We start from the raw sequence: 14,044 nt of genomic DNA on the forward strand, positions 1-14,044 counted from the left end.
GGAATGGGCCTGCAGGCAGTGGCGCTTCCCACGGTCGCGCTGGCCATTCTCGTTGGCCTCGCCATCGGTTTCGTGCTGCTCGCTCTCGGCAGCCTGGTCCCGGCGACGGCTGGCAAGACACGGCCGCTCTGGCCTATCTACGGCACGGAGCTTGTTATCGTCGCCGGTGGCCTGCTGCCGTTCCTGGCCGGGAGCGTCTGGCGCGATCTCGCGCTGGCGGTGCTCGGTCTACGGGTCGGCTATGAGGCGGCCGGGGTCGCGCTGTTGCGCGTCCTGCCCGATGGTGGTGGGCGCCCTGCATTACGGTTTGCGTCTCTTTTCTTCGGTGGTCTCGTCGCGGTTCTAGGGTTTTGCGCCGGTCTGCTGGACTTCGGCCTCGCGGTAGGGATCGGTCTTGCCGTCGCACTTGTCGCAACCTGCCTGTGGCGTCTGCTGGCGCGGCCGGCGGCAGTGACCAGGGTTCTGGCGGAGCTTGTCGTCTTCCCGATGGTGCCGGCGGTTCTCTTCATCGCCGCTGCCCGCAACGACGGGCAGGCAGGCATGCTGCTCCTCGCCTTCCTGCTGGTCGAGACCTACGACAGCTATGCGCTCTTCGGCGGCAAGCTGTTCGGCCGGCGGCCGGCGTTTCCGGTGCTGAGCCCGCGCAAGACCGTCGAGGGGCTGGCCGTCGGGGGAGCCATGCTGGCGCTGACGGCGGTGGTCGCCGGGCCTCTGGCTTTCGGCTGGCAGCCGGGACCGGCCCTGCTTGCGGCCCTTGTCATCGCGCTTGCCGCCGTCGCCGGCGACCTCGCCGGATCGCGCCTCAAGCGCGCTTCCGGCGTCAAGGATTATCCGCAGGTGCTGCCGCGCCAGGGCGGGCTGCTCGACATCGTCGATGCCTGGCTGATTGCCGGGCCGGCGCTTGTCTTTCTTGCCGGGCTGGCGAACACCGCTCAACCGTAGGCACCGAGGCTCCAGGCGAGCGGTATAAGAACCAGAAGGGCGTAGAGAGCGGCTCCGGCGTCGTCCAGCATGATGCCGAGCCCGCCCTTGACCGTGTCTTGTAGCCAGTCGACCGGCCAGACCTTGCGGATATCGAAGAAGCGAAAGGCGAGAAACCCGGCGAGCCACCAGACGGGATCGACCGGCAGGAACAGTACGACCGCCGCTGCTCCGAACGTCTCGTCGACCACCACCACCTGAGGATCCTCTTCCCCCCGGTCGCGGGCGACGCATGCGGATGCCCAGGTGCCGACGGCGAAGAGGAGTGCGAGTGCGATTGCCTGTTGGGCGACACCGGCGCCCGCGAGCGGCCACGCGACGAGCAGGCCGACAGCGGCGCCGACCGTTCCCGGCCAGACCGGCGACAGGCCGGCGCCGAAGGAATACGCCAGACAATCGGCAAGGATCTGCTGAAGACGTCGCATCGGCGGTGACCTATGATAGCGTTCAGGAATCGAGGATTTTCAGGCTTGCGCGCGAGGGTGCGCGCAGGCCCGATCTAGCATGAAGTGGACAGAACAGGCGATGGCGCCGGCGCAGTTTTCGGACCCTTTGGGAGCATCGCTGCCGTGATGCCGGTCTTTTCGATCGCGACGCGGTCGCTGCTCATGCGTGTGCTGGCCAGGGTCGCCGTCGTCGTGGTGACCATCGAGATCGTGTTTCTCGCCGAAAAGCTCACCGGAGTCCTGGAAGAAGTTCTCGGCCACGGCGGTTCGATCCTCTCTGCACTGTCGATACTGGCGATGACCACGCCGGAGATTTTCGACTTCGCGCTGGCGCTTGCCTGTGTGATCGGCGGCTATTTTGCCTTCGTCGCGGCGCGCGAGGAACGGGAACTCGTGGCGCTTTCGGCGGCCGGTGTCTCCTGGCGGGTGGCATTGCGGGTGGCGCTCCTCACGGGCCTCGCGGCGTTCGCGCTCAGTCTCTCGGTGTCGGGCTTCGTCGACCCGCTCGCCAAACATGCGAACCGGGCGCTGGTCTTTCAGCTCAAGAGCGAACTTCTGTTTCGCCGCATCACCGAGCCGAGCGTGGGAACACTGATCGAGACGATCCGGGGGCGCACCTTCGCCGCGCTGAGCGACACCAGCGTCTCGCCCCCGCATGAAAGCCTTTTCGTTCATCAGCCGGGGGCGGCGGGCGCCTGGCGTGTGACCCAGGCCGGGAACTGGAAGCTGATCGGCCCGAACGAAAAGGGGGCCTACGATCTCGGTCTCGGCCGGGTGATCGCCTATGATTTCATTCCTCTCGACGGGGACGGACAGAAAAGCGTGCTCAGCGCGGGGCGCGGCCCCAACCTCCGCGCGCTCAGCGACGAGGACATGTTGGCGGTGCCGATGCTGCCAAGGGTCAAGGTGGAAAACGTCTCCATGCCCGTCAGTCTCGACAATATCCTTCAATTCGCCGCACGAAGCGACGTGGCGAAGGAATGGACGCTGCTGGAGGCTCTGGAAAGCGGTGCGGCCAGCACCGGGGCGCTCGAAATCGCCGGCCAGCGGTTCGCGCGGTCCGTCGCCGCCTTTGTCGCGCCTCTTCTGGCGCTGGTGGCTTGCGCACTGGCCGGCAGCGGTGTTGCCGGCTATCTGGCGCTGCCCGCGGCCTGCGCAACGCTTCTTGTTTTCGATGTGGCCTTGCGCGCCTTTCTCGGCGGGATCGCCGTCACGGCGGGCGGCGGGGTGATGGTGGCTATGGGGCTCGGCATTGGTCTTGCGGCGGCCTTTGTCCTGGCGCTTGGCCTTGGACGGCGCGCCCCGGCGCTGCTTCGTCCCGTCAACGAGCGGGCATGAGCATGGGAACGGACAGGCGGGGCCCGACGGCGGATGCTTCGGCGGGGCTTGCGCCCCTCCCGGTGCGCGGCGTTGGTCGAACGCCGATTTTCGGTATCGCCGCGCGCCGTGCGCTCGGGCTTTATTTGCGCGCCGCATTGCTCGTCATGTCGATGTTCCTGATCATCGCCTGGGCCATCGACCTGGCGCAGACCCTTGATGATGTGCTCGCGCGCGCCGACGCGCTGGATCGGAGCCGGATGGAGCTTCTTGCTCTCTACCTTGGCTTTCGCGGTGTCGACATCGCGACACGTCTGTTCCCGGTCGCCTGTTTCATCGGCATTTTCGCGGCCGAACTCTTCCGGCTGTTCAATCGCGAGACAACCATCCTCGCAGCGGCGGGCTGGTCGCCGCGCCAGACCCTGCTGGTGGTTTGTCTTTTTGCCGCGCTGACGGGTTCGCTGCAGTTCGCGCTCGAGCGTTGGCTCAGGCCGGCGGCCGTCTTTGCCCAGGCGGAGCTCGAGCTGGGGGGCTACGGTCGCCGTTTCGCGGCTGGCGAGATCGAGGGGCACCGCTGGTTCGTCGTTGACGGCAATGTGCTGCGCGCCCGTATCACCCGGCAGGCGAAGCCACGCCTCGCCGATCTCGAGCTCTATCGGGGCGTCGTGGCGGGGGACCTGCAGGATGTGCTGGTCGCCGGGCGGGCGGAGCCGGCCAAGCGTCCCGGGTTCTGGCGGTTCAGCGACGTGGCGCTGTGGTCGCGCCTGCCGGGCGAGGAGGGGGAGACGGAAACGGCGACCTATGCCCAGACCTCGCTCTATCTCATCAGCCGCTATCCGACGCTGGAGGTACGTCTTTCGCTGCTGCCGGAAACGCTGGCCTATTATGATGTGCCGGCCTTCTATCTGCCGCAGGCGCCGCTCGAGCGGCTCGCACGGCCGGACAATCCGCTGAAAGGGCCGGACGTCGACGCCGCGCTGTGGAGGCGTTGGGCGGCTTTCTTCCTGCCGGGAGCCTATGCGCTGCTGGGAGCGAGCCTTGCCCCCATCGCCGGGTCTGGCCGGATCGTCGCGCCTGGGCGGATCGTCGTCCTGGCGATGTGCGGTTATTTCGCGCTCGTCGCGACGAAGGTTTCCTGGGCGATGGGCGAAATCGGGGCGTTGTCCGGGTTCACCAGCAGCTGGCTTTCCATCGCGCTCGCGATGATCGGGACGGCTATCGCGCAGCGGATGCTCTCCCGCCCGCACTGACGGGGCGGGGAGGTCAGGCTCAGTCGGACGAAGCCTGACGCCGTGCCTCGACAATGCGCGGGTAAACGAGGCGGGCGGCGCGGGCCAGCATTTCCTCGTTGTCGACTTCCGCCCAGGCCAGATCCTCGACCTTGGGACAGGTGATGTCATGGGTCCGCGCCAGGGCCACGAGACCGCTCTCGTAGTCGGCCATGGGTGTTTCTTCGACCAGGCCCGGGCCGATCCGCTTGAGCCTACGCACGGCCTCGGCGGCAAGGTAGGTGAGGCCGACGAGTTCGCCGTGGTGAGGGGCGTCGCGGTGGCCGGCCTGCTTCGACATGTCGACGAGGCAGGGGTGGTCGCCCTGTGTCTCCGCCCAGACATAGACCTCGTCGCCCGCTCCGGTCGGCCCGGATACGAGCAGGGCCGAAGACCCCGGCTCCGCCAGCACGGCGGCAACGGCGCGAGGTTCGAACACAAGGTCGGACTCAAGCAGAAGGACGGGTCCGTCGACGTCTTCGAGACCGACGAGAAGGCTGTTCAGGGAGCCTTTCTCGGCGAAGTCGGGATTGTGGCAAAGAGTGGCGTCCGGCAGCCGGCGGGCAACGAGATCGCCGTATTGCTCGGCAAGGTGGCCGGTGACGATGCGCACCTGGCCAAGGCCGTGCGCCGCGAGTGTCTCGACGGCGTCCTCGCAGAACGTCTTCTCGCCCAGGGAGAGAAGACCCTTGGGCGTCATGCGGCCGCGTTCGCCCATGCGCACGCCCCGTCCCGCCGCCAGAAAAATCGATGTGATATCGCGCATGAACCCGCCGCAATGTGGTAAGGGCTCCACCTATAGAAGAGGCTCCCTCAGGGGGCAAGCAATGCCGGAACGGATGACGTGGGGAATGACGGACGGACCGACACTTGGTGAACTCGTGGTGGAATATCGCCGCGCCAGATTTGCCCGCGAGATGCGCAGCGACTGGGCGGTCGCGTTGTTCTACCGCTTGCCAAGCCTGCCGATCATCCGTGTGTTGTCGCGCACCCCGGTCTCGCCGACCATGGTGACGCTTGCCGGCATCCCGGTGGTCGTCGCGATGCCTCTTGCGGCGCTTTTCATGTCGGTGGATCGCGCCGTGCTGATGGTCGGATTGCTGGCCATCCTCTTTCAGGTTCTCGACTGCGTGGACGGCGGACTTGCGCGGGCCACCGGCCGCAGTTCGCGGCTTGGCGGTACCGTCGATTATCTGGTCGATATGGCGCAATGGGGCTTCCTCTACGCCAGCATCGGCATTCTGGCGGACCGCGCCGGGGGTCCTGATGCGGCGATGGCGGGCGGGGAGCAGCTCACCTGGACCTTTTTGGGCGTGGTCGCCGCATGGATCCGCCTCTTCGCGCGTGTGGTGCGTGACGCGGGCCCGCCGCCGCTCACCAAGGTTGCGGGCAGTCCGCTTCCTCCCCTGTCGGCGACGGGCGCGGTGCTTGCCTTCTTCGCCGGCCTCAGTGGCACCATCGCGCCGCTGGTGCTTCTTGCCGGGATGACCGGAACGCTCGTTCCCCTGCTGGTTTTCCTTGTCGTCTATGCGGTTGCCGACGTGGTCGAGGGGCTCTTCGGGACGCTGCGGGCGGACGCGAGCGGCGACGCATGAGGATCATCCAGGTCTGTCCCTATGACCTCGCCCGTCCTGGCGGCGTGCAGGCGCATGTGCGCGACCTGTCCGCCTGGCTGACGCGGCAGGGCCACGAGACGCGGATCGTCGCGCCCTATCCCGTCACCGGGCAGCCGCTTGCCGGCGTCGACCATTGCGGGCGGGCGCGTCTTGTCTCGCTCTTTTCCACGCGATTCGAGATCAGCCTCGCGGGGCGGGCGGAAGTGCGCGCGCTGGCGGGCGAACTCGGCGAAGGCTGGAAGGCCGACCTCGTTCACCTGCACACGCCATGGACACCGCTGATGGCCTGGCAGGTCTGGCGTGGCCTCCGCCTGCCAAGCGTCGCCACGTTTCATGCGACCTTGCCGGACCCTGGCGACCGTGGGATTTCGGCACGTCTTTTGAGGCACGCGGCCAACCACTTCCTCGACCGTTCTCGGGCGCTTATCGTGCCTTCGGCGACACCGCTTGCCCATCTCCGGCCGGAGGCGCGCGGCATTGCCGCCCATGTGCTGCCGCCCTCGGTCGATCTCTCGGCCTGGCGAATGGCCGGTCAGACGCGCGGGCCCAAAGGCGCGGGTTGCCATATCGTCTTTCTGGGGCGCTTCGAGGAGCGCAAGGGGCTTGATGTGCTGCTCGCCGCCTGGCCCGACGTGGCGCGCCAGGGGGATGACATCCGGCTGACGGTCGCCGGCGGCGGAACGCTGGAGCCGCTCGTTCATGCGGCGATGGCAGGTCCGTTCGGCGGGCGCATCGCCCATCTGCCGACGCCGGATGACGCGGCCGCCCGTGCCTTGGTGGCGAGCGCCGATGTTCTGGCCGCGCCCTCCCGCTTCGGCGAAAGCTTCGGCATTGTGCTGATCGAGGCGATGGCGGCGGGAGCGGTTCCCGTGGCGGCCGCCAATCCTGGTTACGCCTCGGTGATGACCGGTGAGCTCGCGGGGCTGCTGGTGCCGCCCGGCGATGCGCCGGCGCTTGCCGAAAGGCTTCTGGAGCTGTGTCGCGCACAGGATCAACGCGCACGCTTCGCGGAGCTGGCCAGGGCCCGCGCCGCAGGCTTCGATATTGCCGCGACCGGGCCGGAGTTTCTTGCGGTCTACGAACGCGCGCTGCGGGAGACAGCGAAACGCTAGGCGGGCTTTTCGAAGCGCGAAGGGGTCGGGAACCAGCGTTCGAGCGTCCTCTTAACGAGCGCGACGACGCGCGGATTGGGCCTGTCCCCGAAGCTGTCGTTGAGGGTGATCGTCGCCGGATGCTGCCATTCCAGGCGTCGCAGCTGCAGCCATGTCCAGGGCAGGATGTTTTCAAGCGAGACATAGCCCGTGAGCCGTTTCACCTCGGCGGGCGGTGCGGCTTCGCCTGCGCCGGTGAGAACCGCGTGGTGCGGATAGACATATTCGGGCGGCACGGTGCCGTTGCCGCGAAACCGCGCTCGGCGCGTCGCCAGGATTTCCTCTGGATAGGCGGCGAGCATGGCCTCGAAGCCCTCGCGGTCGATGGCGAGCGGGCCATGGGCGAGGTAACGGCGCGGCGCCGCGCCATGCACGCGGTCGAGCATGGCGTTGGCGGTGGCCAGAGCCAGGTTCCACGGGCTTGCGATGGCCGGCGAGAGATCCGCCTCGATCGGAGTACGCTTGCTCTCGAAAAGCACCCTCGGTCGTCCCTCCGGCGTGAAGAAATCGGACAGGGACAGCGGCGCGAAAGCCAGCATGTCGTCCTCGAAGTAGAGGAAGCGTTCCGACAGGCCTGGCAACCGCGCCAGGTGGCTGACAATAGAAAATGAGCTGAAGGTGGGCAGGAAGCGCTCCTCGATGACCTCGTCATGATGGACGATGCGAATGTCGGGACGCGACGTGTCGAGCCAGTCGGGAACCTGTGGCCGGCAGCTCAGAATATAAACGTTTCGCACGAAGGGGGCGAAACGCTCGAGCGAGCGCAGGCTGTAGCGCAACGTCTCGAGGTTGTCCCGGGTGCGGTTCGGGTTGGCGTCCCGGTTGTCCTGCGCGTGGGCCATCAGGCTGTCGCTGTAGCCGTCGAAACTGTCGTCGACCCAGGTGTAGACGACGTCGAGGGGCAAGGCAGGCGGCTGTTCCGAAGCGGGCATCTGGGCTCCCGGGAGCGGGGTTTGGCGCGTCCGGCCATGCGATGGCGTTTCTCGCTGCACAGCGACAAGGACGGTTCTCATTTCGCGCGGACCTCTATAAACCCGGTCGTGAATATCGACAATCGGGCATCCGGCCCGGAGCGTGGAACAGGGGACGAAGCGTGGCCGCACAGGCACAGGGATCGTCGGTAGAGAATGCAGGGACGAACGGGAGAGAACGCGATCTGGTGATCGCGGCCGATTTCGGCACCTCCGGGGTCAAGCTTGCCGCCTTGGGCGCTGACCTTGCCCCTCTCGCCAACGCAACCGCGTCCTATCCACTCTCGCTGCCGGGAGACGACGGGGCCGAGCAAGCGCCGCAGGACTGGTGGTCGGCACTGGCCCGAGGCATCGCCGATCTCGCCACGCAGGTTCCGGACCTGTCGCAACGTGCAGCGGCGCTGGTCTTCTGCGCGCAGATGTGCGGCGTGGTGGCGATCGACAAGAACGGCGCCCTGCTGCGTCCGGCGATGATCTGGCTCGACAAGCGCGCCGGCACCTTGTCGCGCAACATGAACGGTGGTTTTCCCTCGATCGCGGGCTATCGGGTCGACAAGCTTCTGGCCTGGACGCGGATCGCCAATGGGGCACCCTCCCACAATGGCATGGATCCTCCTGCGAAGATGCTGTGGATCCGGCAGAACGAACCGGACGTCTGGAACGCCGCCGCCAAGTTTCTCGACGTCAAGGACTGGTTGATCCTGAAGGCGACCGGTGCCTGCGTGACGACGGCCGACAGCGCCAACCTCACCTGGATGATGGACACCCGGCCGGGCCGCGAAGGTTGGTCGCCGGCGTTGGCTGCTCGGCTCGGCATCCCGCTCGACAAGCTTCCAGAGATTGTTGACGGAACGGCCATCGTCGGGGGACTTCTTCCCGCATCGGCAGCCGGTCTCGGCCTGCCTGAGGGCCTGCCGGTGATCGCCGGCGCCGGTGATGTCGGCGCCACCGCCATCGGGTCCGGCGCCATGGCCGACGGTGAGCTTCACGCCTATGCCGGCACCAGCGCCTGGCTCAGCGGCTTCTTCCCTTCGCGGCGGATCGACATCTTCCATTCCTTCGCCACCATTTCCAGCTGCGTCGGTTTCCGCCCGTTGCTGATCGCGACACAGGAAAGCGCCGGCACCGCCTTTGCCTGGGCCGCGCGTCTTGTGAGCGAAAGCGCCGGCGACAGCGATCAGGCGCTCGGCAGGCTTTACGACGGCCTCGGTCCCTCGCGCGACGACGACCCGCTTTTCGTACCCTGGCTTGCCGGCGAACGCGTCCCTGTCGACGATGACAGGTTGCGCGGTGTGTTCATGGGGCTCGGAGTGCGCCATGACCGCGGCGCGGTGTTGCGCTCGGCGCTCGAGGGGGTTGCGCTGAACCTGCGCTGGGCGCTTTCGGTGGTGGCCAAGCAGAAGGGCGTGCGCCACGATCTGCCATTGCCCCTGGTCGGTGGGGCGGCGGTCAATCCGCATTTCGCCCAGCTTCTGGCCGACGCCCTGAAGCGGCGGATCGAGGTGCGCGAACCGCGTCTCGCCGGCGTGCGCGGAGCAGCGGCCATCGCCGGTGTGGCGCTTGGCTGGTTCGACAAGGTGGAGGCGGCCGCGTCCGTGCTCTGCGCCGGGCCGGCCGAGGTCTATGAGCCGCGCGCCGAGGGCATGGCGCGATGCGACCGGCGCGCTGCTCGCCTCGAAAAGTCGCGCAAGCACCTGCTTGCGCTCTATCGCAACTGAGGCCCTTTGGGGTCAGGGGACCGCACTGCCATGATCGACGGATTGTTCAAGCGCCACATCGACCCGCTGTGGGAGGCGATGGCCACCCCGCTCATCCGGCTGCGCATGACACCGAACCAGGTAACGGCGACCGGCCTGCTTCTGGTTGGCGCGAGTGCGGCCGCTTTTCTCTGGCACCGCAGCCCGGTGGTCTTCGGGCTGACGCTGGCGCTTGCCTTCGCCTTCGACGCGCTCGACGGTGCGGTGGCGCGCCGGCGCGGCATGTGCACGAAGTCCGGCGGTTACTTCGATGCCATGGTCGACCGCTATCAGGAACTCGCGGTGCTTGCCGCCATCGGGGCGGTGTCGGGACACTGGGGGCTGGCGCTGCTTGCCTTTTCCGGTGGCGTGCTGACGAGCTACGCCAAGGCGCGCACGGCGATCGAGATCCCGATCAGCAACGAGGCATGGCCGGATTTCTTCGAGCGGCTGGAGCGGGTCATCTTCCTTTGCGTCATGCTGATTGCCGCGGGGCTGCTGCCGCTTGCGGGGGTTTCGCAGGCGATGGTGCTGGCGGTGGGCCTTGCGATCTACGCGGCGCTGTCGCATGCGACCGCCGTGCAGCGGATGCGCCGCGCCGTCGCCCTGCTGCGCAAAGCCGATGGCGAGGCTGCGGACAGCGCGCCTCGATCATGAAAAAAGGCCGGGCGATGCCCGGCCTTTCCAACGGTTGAAATGCTGCTTGTCAGGGCTTGTCGACGGCGAGGAGTTCCACCTCGAAGCGCAGTGTCGCGTTCGGCGGAATGACACCGCCGGCACCGCGCGAGCCGTAGGCGAGCTCGGGCGGGATGACGAGTTCCCGCTTGCCGCCAACCTTCATGCCCTGCACGCCCTGATCCCAGCCGCGGATCACACGGCCGGCACCGAGCGGGAAGGAGAACGGGTCGCCGCGGTCGCGACTTGAATCGAACTTCTGGCCGTTCATCAGATAGCCGTCATAGTGCACGGTCACCTTGGACCCGGGAACGGCTTCAGCACCGGAGCCGACGACGACGTCCGTCATCTTCAGGCTCTGGGCGGCCGCGAGGCCGGAAAAGATGGCAGCCGACGCGGCTGCGAGAACAATCGCGAAAACGGCGATAAGGGGTTTCGGCATCAGATCCTCGAAACGGAGGTGAGACTTGGGAGAGTTGCGTGGCGAAATTCTATCGCATCTACGTCAAGCTGCGAACCGCGCGATACGTCGCAGCGGTTGCTTGAGATCGCGCACATAAGAACGCTAAGCCGCGGAATGCGTCAACCCGTTTCGCGCACCGCATCGTCAATCCCGTCACTTGCCAGAGCCGTCCGCGCCAGCCATCGTGCGGAAAAGACGGCGGTCAGCCGCCGTCCCTGGGATGGGAGGTCCACACCATGATGTATGCACCGGTTCCCGACGCCGACGATGAAGCGGAAGCCCGGCGGCTGCTCGATATCGCGGCCGCCACCGGATCATGCGCGCCGTTCACGGATCAAGACGAGGACTTCGATCTCGGTCGCGCTTACCGGGTGCAGGCGGCGATCCGCGCGGCGCGGATCGCGCGCGGTGAGCGTCCTTCTGGCTGGAAGATCGGTTTCACAAACCGGACAATCTGGCGTGAATACAACGTCCATGCGCCGATCTGGGGACCGGTTTTCGACACGACGGTGGGCGAGGTGCCCGAAGACGAGGCCGCGACATTCGATGCGGGCGTACTTATGGAGCCGCGCATCGAGCCGGAGATCGTCTTTCGCATCGGCGCGCCGCTCCGTGCTGGAATGGACGAGGAGATGCTTCTCGATGCGATCGACGGCGTCGCGCTCGGTTTCGAGCTGGTCCAGTCTCCCTATCCTGACTGGCGTTTCAAGGCGCCGGATACGGTCGCGGCCTTCGCGCTGCATGGCCGGCTCTTCCACCGTCCCTTCGCGAAGATCGAGGACGGCAACCGGTCGATGTGGCTCGACAAGCTCTCCGATTTCGCCCTGGCTCTTCACCGAGACGGCAAGAAGATGGATGACGGCCGCTCGCGGAATGTGCTGGGGGGACCGCTGAGCGCTTTGAAGGCGATGGTGGAGGGGTTGCCGGCGACGGCGCTTGCCGTGGAAATCGGTCCGGGCGAGGTGGTGACGACGGGCACGCTGACACGCGCCCTGCCTGTTTCTTCCGGGGAAAGCTGGGAGACCCGTGTCGCCGGGCTTCCACTCGCCGACATGGCCCTTCATCTCGCCGATTGAGGTGGTGTTCCGCGCTTCTGGAAACGGTACTTCAGGATTGAAACACTTCGCGCGGTGCCTAGAATGCGCCGCACGCAAACAAGGCCCCATGCGCGCGGGAGAAGCCAGCGCCGCGGGGGATCAGGAGGAGTTTTGCCCGTGTCCGATGTCGCGACCGATCTCGTCAGCGAGCCAGTTTCCTATTCCCTCGCCGATGGCATTGCCCTGATCGCTGTCGACAATCCGCCCGTCAATGCACTCTCGCAGGCCGTGCGAGCGGGGTTGGTCGCGGCGATGGACCGGTTCGAGGCCGACGAGGATGCTCGGGTCGCCGTGGTGTATGGCCGTGGGCGGACCTTTATCGCCGGGGCCGACATCCGCGAGTTCGGCAAGCCGATGGTCGAACCGCTGCTGCCAGGGGTGATCGACCGCATCGAGCGCTCCGAAAAGCCGGTGATCGCGGCTCTGCATGGCACGGCGCTGGGTGGCGGGCTGGAGGTGGCGCTTGGTTGCCACGCGCGCGTCATGCTTTCCAGCGGCAAGGTCGGTCTTCCGGAGGTGACCCTTGGCATCTTGCCGGGTGCCGGCGGCACGCAGCGTCTGCCGCGCCTTGCAGGTGCGGAGGCCGCGCTTGACCTCATCACCTCCGGTCGCCATGCCGATGCGGCGGAGGCGCTGAAGCTTGGCATCGTCGACGAGATTGGCGATGGCGACGATGTGGCTGCGGCGGGCATCGCCTTCGCCCGGCGCGTGATGTCGGGCGAGATCGCGACGCGGCGAAGCGGAGACATCGCGACCGGCGAGAAGCCGGCGGAGGTTTTCGCCAGCGTGCGCGCGGCGACAAGCAAGCGCGCGCGCGGGCAGATCTCGCCGATGGTAGCCATCGACGCGGTCGAGGCCGCCTATGATCTGCCGCTTGCCGAGGGGCTCGTTCGCGAGCGCGCACTTTTCACCGAACTGATGCAGTCGGAGCAGCGGTCCGGTCTCATTCATGCCTTCTTCGCCGAACGGGCCGTTGCGAGGATCCCCGAGCAGGGCAGCGCCCGGGCTCGCGATATCGCCGCGCTCGGTGTGATCGGCGGCGGCACGATGGGGTCCGGCATCGCGGTGGCGGCGCTGTCGAGCGGTCTCGAGGTGACGCTTGTCGAGCGCGATGAGGCCGCCGCCGAAAAAGCGCGCGCGACGGTCGGAAAGCTTCTTGAGGACGGCGTTCGACGCGGCAAGATGAGCGCCGAGCGGCGTGAAGACCTGCTTGCCTCCTCGTTCCGCACCGCGACGGATTATGCGGCCCTCGCCGAGGCCGATCTGGTCATCGAGGCGGTGTTCGAGGATATGGACGTGAAGAAGGAGGTCTTCGCGAAACTCGACGCCGTGCTGAAGCCGGGCGCGATCCTTGCCACCAACACTTCCTATCTCGACGTCAACGAGATCGCCTCATCCGTATCGCGGCCGCAGGACGTGATCGGCTTCCACTTCTTCTCGCCCGCCCATGTCATGCGGCTTCTCGAAGTCGTCGTCGCGGAGACGACCGCGCCTGATGTGGTGGTGACCGGCTTCGCACTGGCGAAGCGGATGAAGAAGGTTGCCGTGCGCGCCGGGGTTTGCGACGGTTTCATTGGCAATCGGCTGCTCAACGCCTACCGCAGGGCGGGCGACTATATGGTTGAGGACGGCGCGAGCCCGTATGAGGTCGATGAGGCGGTCGTCGCCTTTGGCTTCCCGATGGGGCCTTTCGCGGTGAGCGATCTGGCCGGGCTCGACATCGCCTGGGCCGGACGCAAGCGCCGCGCGGCGACGCGCGACCCGCGCGAGCGGGTCGTCGGCTTTGCCGACCGGCTGTGCGAGCGAAGCTGGTTCGGCCAGAAGACCGGACGCGGCTTCTATCTCTACGAGCCCGGCGCGAGGCGCGGCACGCACGATCCCGAGGTGCTGGAGATCATTGCTGAGGAGCGTGCGCAAAAGGGCATCGTTGCGCGCAGCTTCAGCCAGGAGGAGATCATCCGGCGCTACATGGCCGCGATGATCAACGAGGCGGCCAGGATCGTCGACGAGGGGATCGCGCTGCGTCCGCTCGATGTCGACGTCACGCTCTTGTTCGGTTACGCTTTTCCGCGCTGGCGGGGAGGGCCGATGCACTATGCCGACCAGGTCGGGTTGGCGAAGGTGCTTGCCGACATCCATGAGTTCGCGAAGGACGATGACTTCTTCTGGGCTCCGTCGCCTCTTCTCGAGCGGCTGGTCGCGGAAGGCAAGACCTTCGCCTCGTTGAACGACAGGAGCTGAGCAAGGGGGCTGTCGTCCCGCTCCGCCGTACGGTTTCTTGCGGGCGGCTGCTGCTGCCCGCATTTCAAGACAACAAGGAAGC

At 66.9% G+C, this 14,044-nt stretch carries 13 protein-coding genes; 9 read left to right on the plus strand and 4 right to left on the minus strand.

Annotated features, from left to right (window positions below; genetic code table 11):
- The first annotated feature begins 3 nt into the window (after positions 1-3).
- Positions 4-942: a phosphatidate cytidylyltransferase gene (locus tag ACSLUQ_RS19200; protein ID WP_461809442.1), complete on the plus strand. Its 939-nt coding sequence runs from the start codon at positions 4-6 to the stop codon at positions 940-942.
- Here ACSLUQ_RS19200 and ACSLUQ_RS19205 read toward each other — a convergent pair.
- Positions 933-1,406, minus strand: a complete 474-nt coding sequence (locus tag ACSLUQ_RS19205; protein ID WP_461809443.1) for a phosphatidylglycerophosphatase A family protein — start codon at positions 1,404-1,406, stop codon at positions 933-935. The two genes, ACSLUQ_RS19200 and ACSLUQ_RS19205, sit on opposite strands and share 10 nt — an antisense overlap.
- Before the next feature lie 147 nt (positions 1,407-1,553).
- Here ACSLUQ_RS19205 and ACSLUQ_RS19210 point away from each other — a divergent pair, with 147 nt between their 5' ends.
- Positions 1,554-2,765 (plus strand): LptF/LptG family permease, encoded by a 1,212-nt coding sequence (locus ACSLUQ_RS19210; protein WP_461809444.1) that lies wholly within the window; start codon positions 1,554-1,556, stop codon positions 2,763-2,765.
- Positions 2,762-3,994 (plus strand): LptF/LptG family permease, encoded by a 1,233-nt coding sequence (locus tag ACSLUQ_RS19215; protein ID WP_461809445.1) that lies wholly within the window; start codon positions 2,762-2,764, stop codon positions 3,992-3,994. The genes ACSLUQ_RS19210 and ACSLUQ_RS19215 overlap by 4 nt, the downstream gene beginning before the upstream one ends.
- Positions 3,995-4,013: 19 nt before the next feature.
- Here the strand turns inward: ACSLUQ_RS19215 and ACSLUQ_RS19220 are convergent, their stop codons facing one another.
- Positions 4,014-4,778 (minus strand): phosphocholine cytidylyltransferase family protein, encoded by a 765-nt coding sequence (locus ACSLUQ_RS19220; RefSeq protein ID WP_461809446.1) that lies wholly within the window; start codon positions 4,776-4,778, stop codon positions 4,014-4,016.
- Between the two features lie 85 nt (positions 4,779-4,863).
- Here ACSLUQ_RS19220 and ACSLUQ_RS19225 point away from each other — a divergent pair, with 85 nt between their 5' ends.
- Both ACSLUQ_RS19225 and ACSLUQ_RS19230 read left to right on the plus strand, forming a co-directional pair.
- Positions 4,864-5,607: a CDP-alcohol phosphatidyltransferase family protein gene (locus ACSLUQ_RS19225; protein WP_461809447.1), complete on the plus strand. Its 744-nt coding sequence runs from the start codon at positions 4,864-4,866 to the stop codon at positions 5,605-5,607.
- Entirely contained in the window at positions 5,604-6,740 is a 1,137-nt protein-coding gene (locus tag ACSLUQ_RS19230) for a glycosyltransferase family 4 protein (protein WP_461809448.1), read from the plus strand. The genes ACSLUQ_RS19225 and ACSLUQ_RS19230 overlap by 4 nt, the downstream gene beginning before the upstream one ends.
- Here ACSLUQ_RS19230 and ACSLUQ_RS19235 read toward each other — a convergent pair.
- Positions 6,737-7,711, minus strand: coding sequence for a hypothetical protein (locus ACSLUQ_RS19235; protein WP_461809449.1), 975 nt, complete (start codon positions 7,709-7,711; stop codon positions 6,737-6,739). The two genes, ACSLUQ_RS19230 and ACSLUQ_RS19235, sit on opposite strands and share 4 nt — an antisense overlap.
- Positions 7,712-7,938: 227 nt before the next feature.
- Here ACSLUQ_RS19235 and ACSLUQ_RS19240 point away from each other — a divergent pair, with 227 nt between their 5' ends.
- The gene (locus tag ACSLUQ_RS19240; protein ID WP_461809450.1) at positions 7,939-9,468 is read left to right on the plus strand and encodes a xylulokinase; all 1,530 of its coding nucleotides are present in this window, start codon (positions 7,939-7,941) and stop codon (positions 9,466-9,468) included.
- A gap of 30 nt (positions 9,469-9,498) precedes the next feature.
- Positions 9,499-10,143, plus strand: a complete 645-nt coding sequence (locus tag ACSLUQ_RS19245) for a CDP-alcohol phosphatidyltransferase family protein (RefSeq protein WP_461809451.1) — start codon at positions 9,499-9,501, stop codon at positions 10,141-10,143.
- 49 nt (positions 10,144-10,192) lie between these two features.
- Here ACSLUQ_RS19245 and ACSLUQ_RS19250 read toward each other — a convergent pair whose 3' ends face one another.
- Positions 10,193-10,603: an FKBP-type peptidyl-prolyl cis-trans isomerase gene (locus ACSLUQ_RS19250; protein WP_417773104.1), complete on the minus strand. Its 411-nt coding sequence runs from the start codon at positions 10,601-10,603 to the stop codon at positions 10,193-10,195.
- Positions 10,604-10,860: 257 nt separating this feature from the next.
- On the opposite strand from ACSLUQ_RS19250, the gene ACSLUQ_RS19255 reads away from it, so the two are divergent.
- Both ACSLUQ_RS19255 and ACSLUQ_RS19260 read left to right on the plus strand, forming a co-directional pair.
- A complete protein-coding gene (locus ACSLUQ_RS19255; protein ID WP_461809452.1) occupies positions 10,861-11,700 on the plus strand; it encodes a 2-keto-4-pentenoate hydratase in 840 nt (279 codons plus the stop codon).
- Positions 11,701-11,838: 138 nt separating this feature from the next.
- Complete coding sequence (locus ACSLUQ_RS19260; RefSeq protein WP_461809453.1) at positions 11,839-13,962, plus strand: FAD-dependent oxidoreductase; 2,124 nt, start codon at positions 11,839-11,841, stop codon at positions 13,960-13,962.
- Positions 13,963-14,044: the final 82 nt, after the last annotated feature.

It is taken from the genome of Stappia sp. ICDLI1TA098 (assembly GCF_054880955.1).

Bases quoted from the DNA above. Each gene is read 5' to 3' on its own strand.
- ACSLUQ_RS19250 (WP_417773104.1), bottom strand. From the start codon at position 10,603: ATGCCGAAACCCCTTATCGCCGTTTTCGCGATTGTTCTCGCAGCCGCG.
- ACSLUQ_RS19225 (WP_461809447.1), top strand. From the start codon at position 4,864: ATGACGGACGGACCGACACTTGGTGAACTCGTGGTGGAATATCGCCGC.
- ACSLUQ_RS19215 (WP_461809445.1), top strand. From the start codon at position 2,762: ATGAGCATGGGAACGGACAGGCGGGGCCCGACGGCGGATGCTTCGGCG.
- ACSLUQ_RS19255 (WP_461809452.1), top strand. From the start codon at position 10,861: ATGATGTATGCACCGGTTCCCGACGCCGACGATGAAGCGGAAGCCCGG.
- ACSLUQ_RS19220 (WP_461809446.1), bottom strand. From the start codon at position 4,778: ATGCGCGATATCACATCGATTTTTCTGGCGGCGGGACGGGGCGTGCGC.
- ACSLUQ_RS19200 (WP_461809442.1), top strand. From the start codon at position 4: ATGGGCCTGCAGGCAGTGGCGCTTCCCACGGTCGCGCTGGCCATTCTC.
- ACSLUQ_RS19235 (WP_461809449.1), bottom strand. From the start codon at position 7,711: ATGCCCGCTTCGGAACAGCCGCCTGCCTTGCCCCTCGACGTCGTCTAC.
- ACSLUQ_RS19245 (WP_461809451.1), top strand. From the start codon at position 9,499: ATGATCGACGGATTGTTCAAGCGCCACATCGACCCGCTGTGGGAGGCG.
- ACSLUQ_RS19210 (WP_461809444.1), top strand. From the start codon at position 1,554: ATGCCGGTCTTTTCGATCGCGACGCGGTCGCTGCTCATGCGTGTGCTG.
- ACSLUQ_RS19205 (WP_461809443.1), bottom strand. From the start codon at position 1,406: ATGCGACGTCTTCAGCAGATCCTTGCCGATTGTCTGGCGTATTCCTTC.
- ACSLUQ_RS19230 (WP_461809448.1), top strand. From the start codon at position 5,604: ATGAGGATCATCCAGGTCTGTCCCTATGACCTCGCCCGTCCTGGCGGC.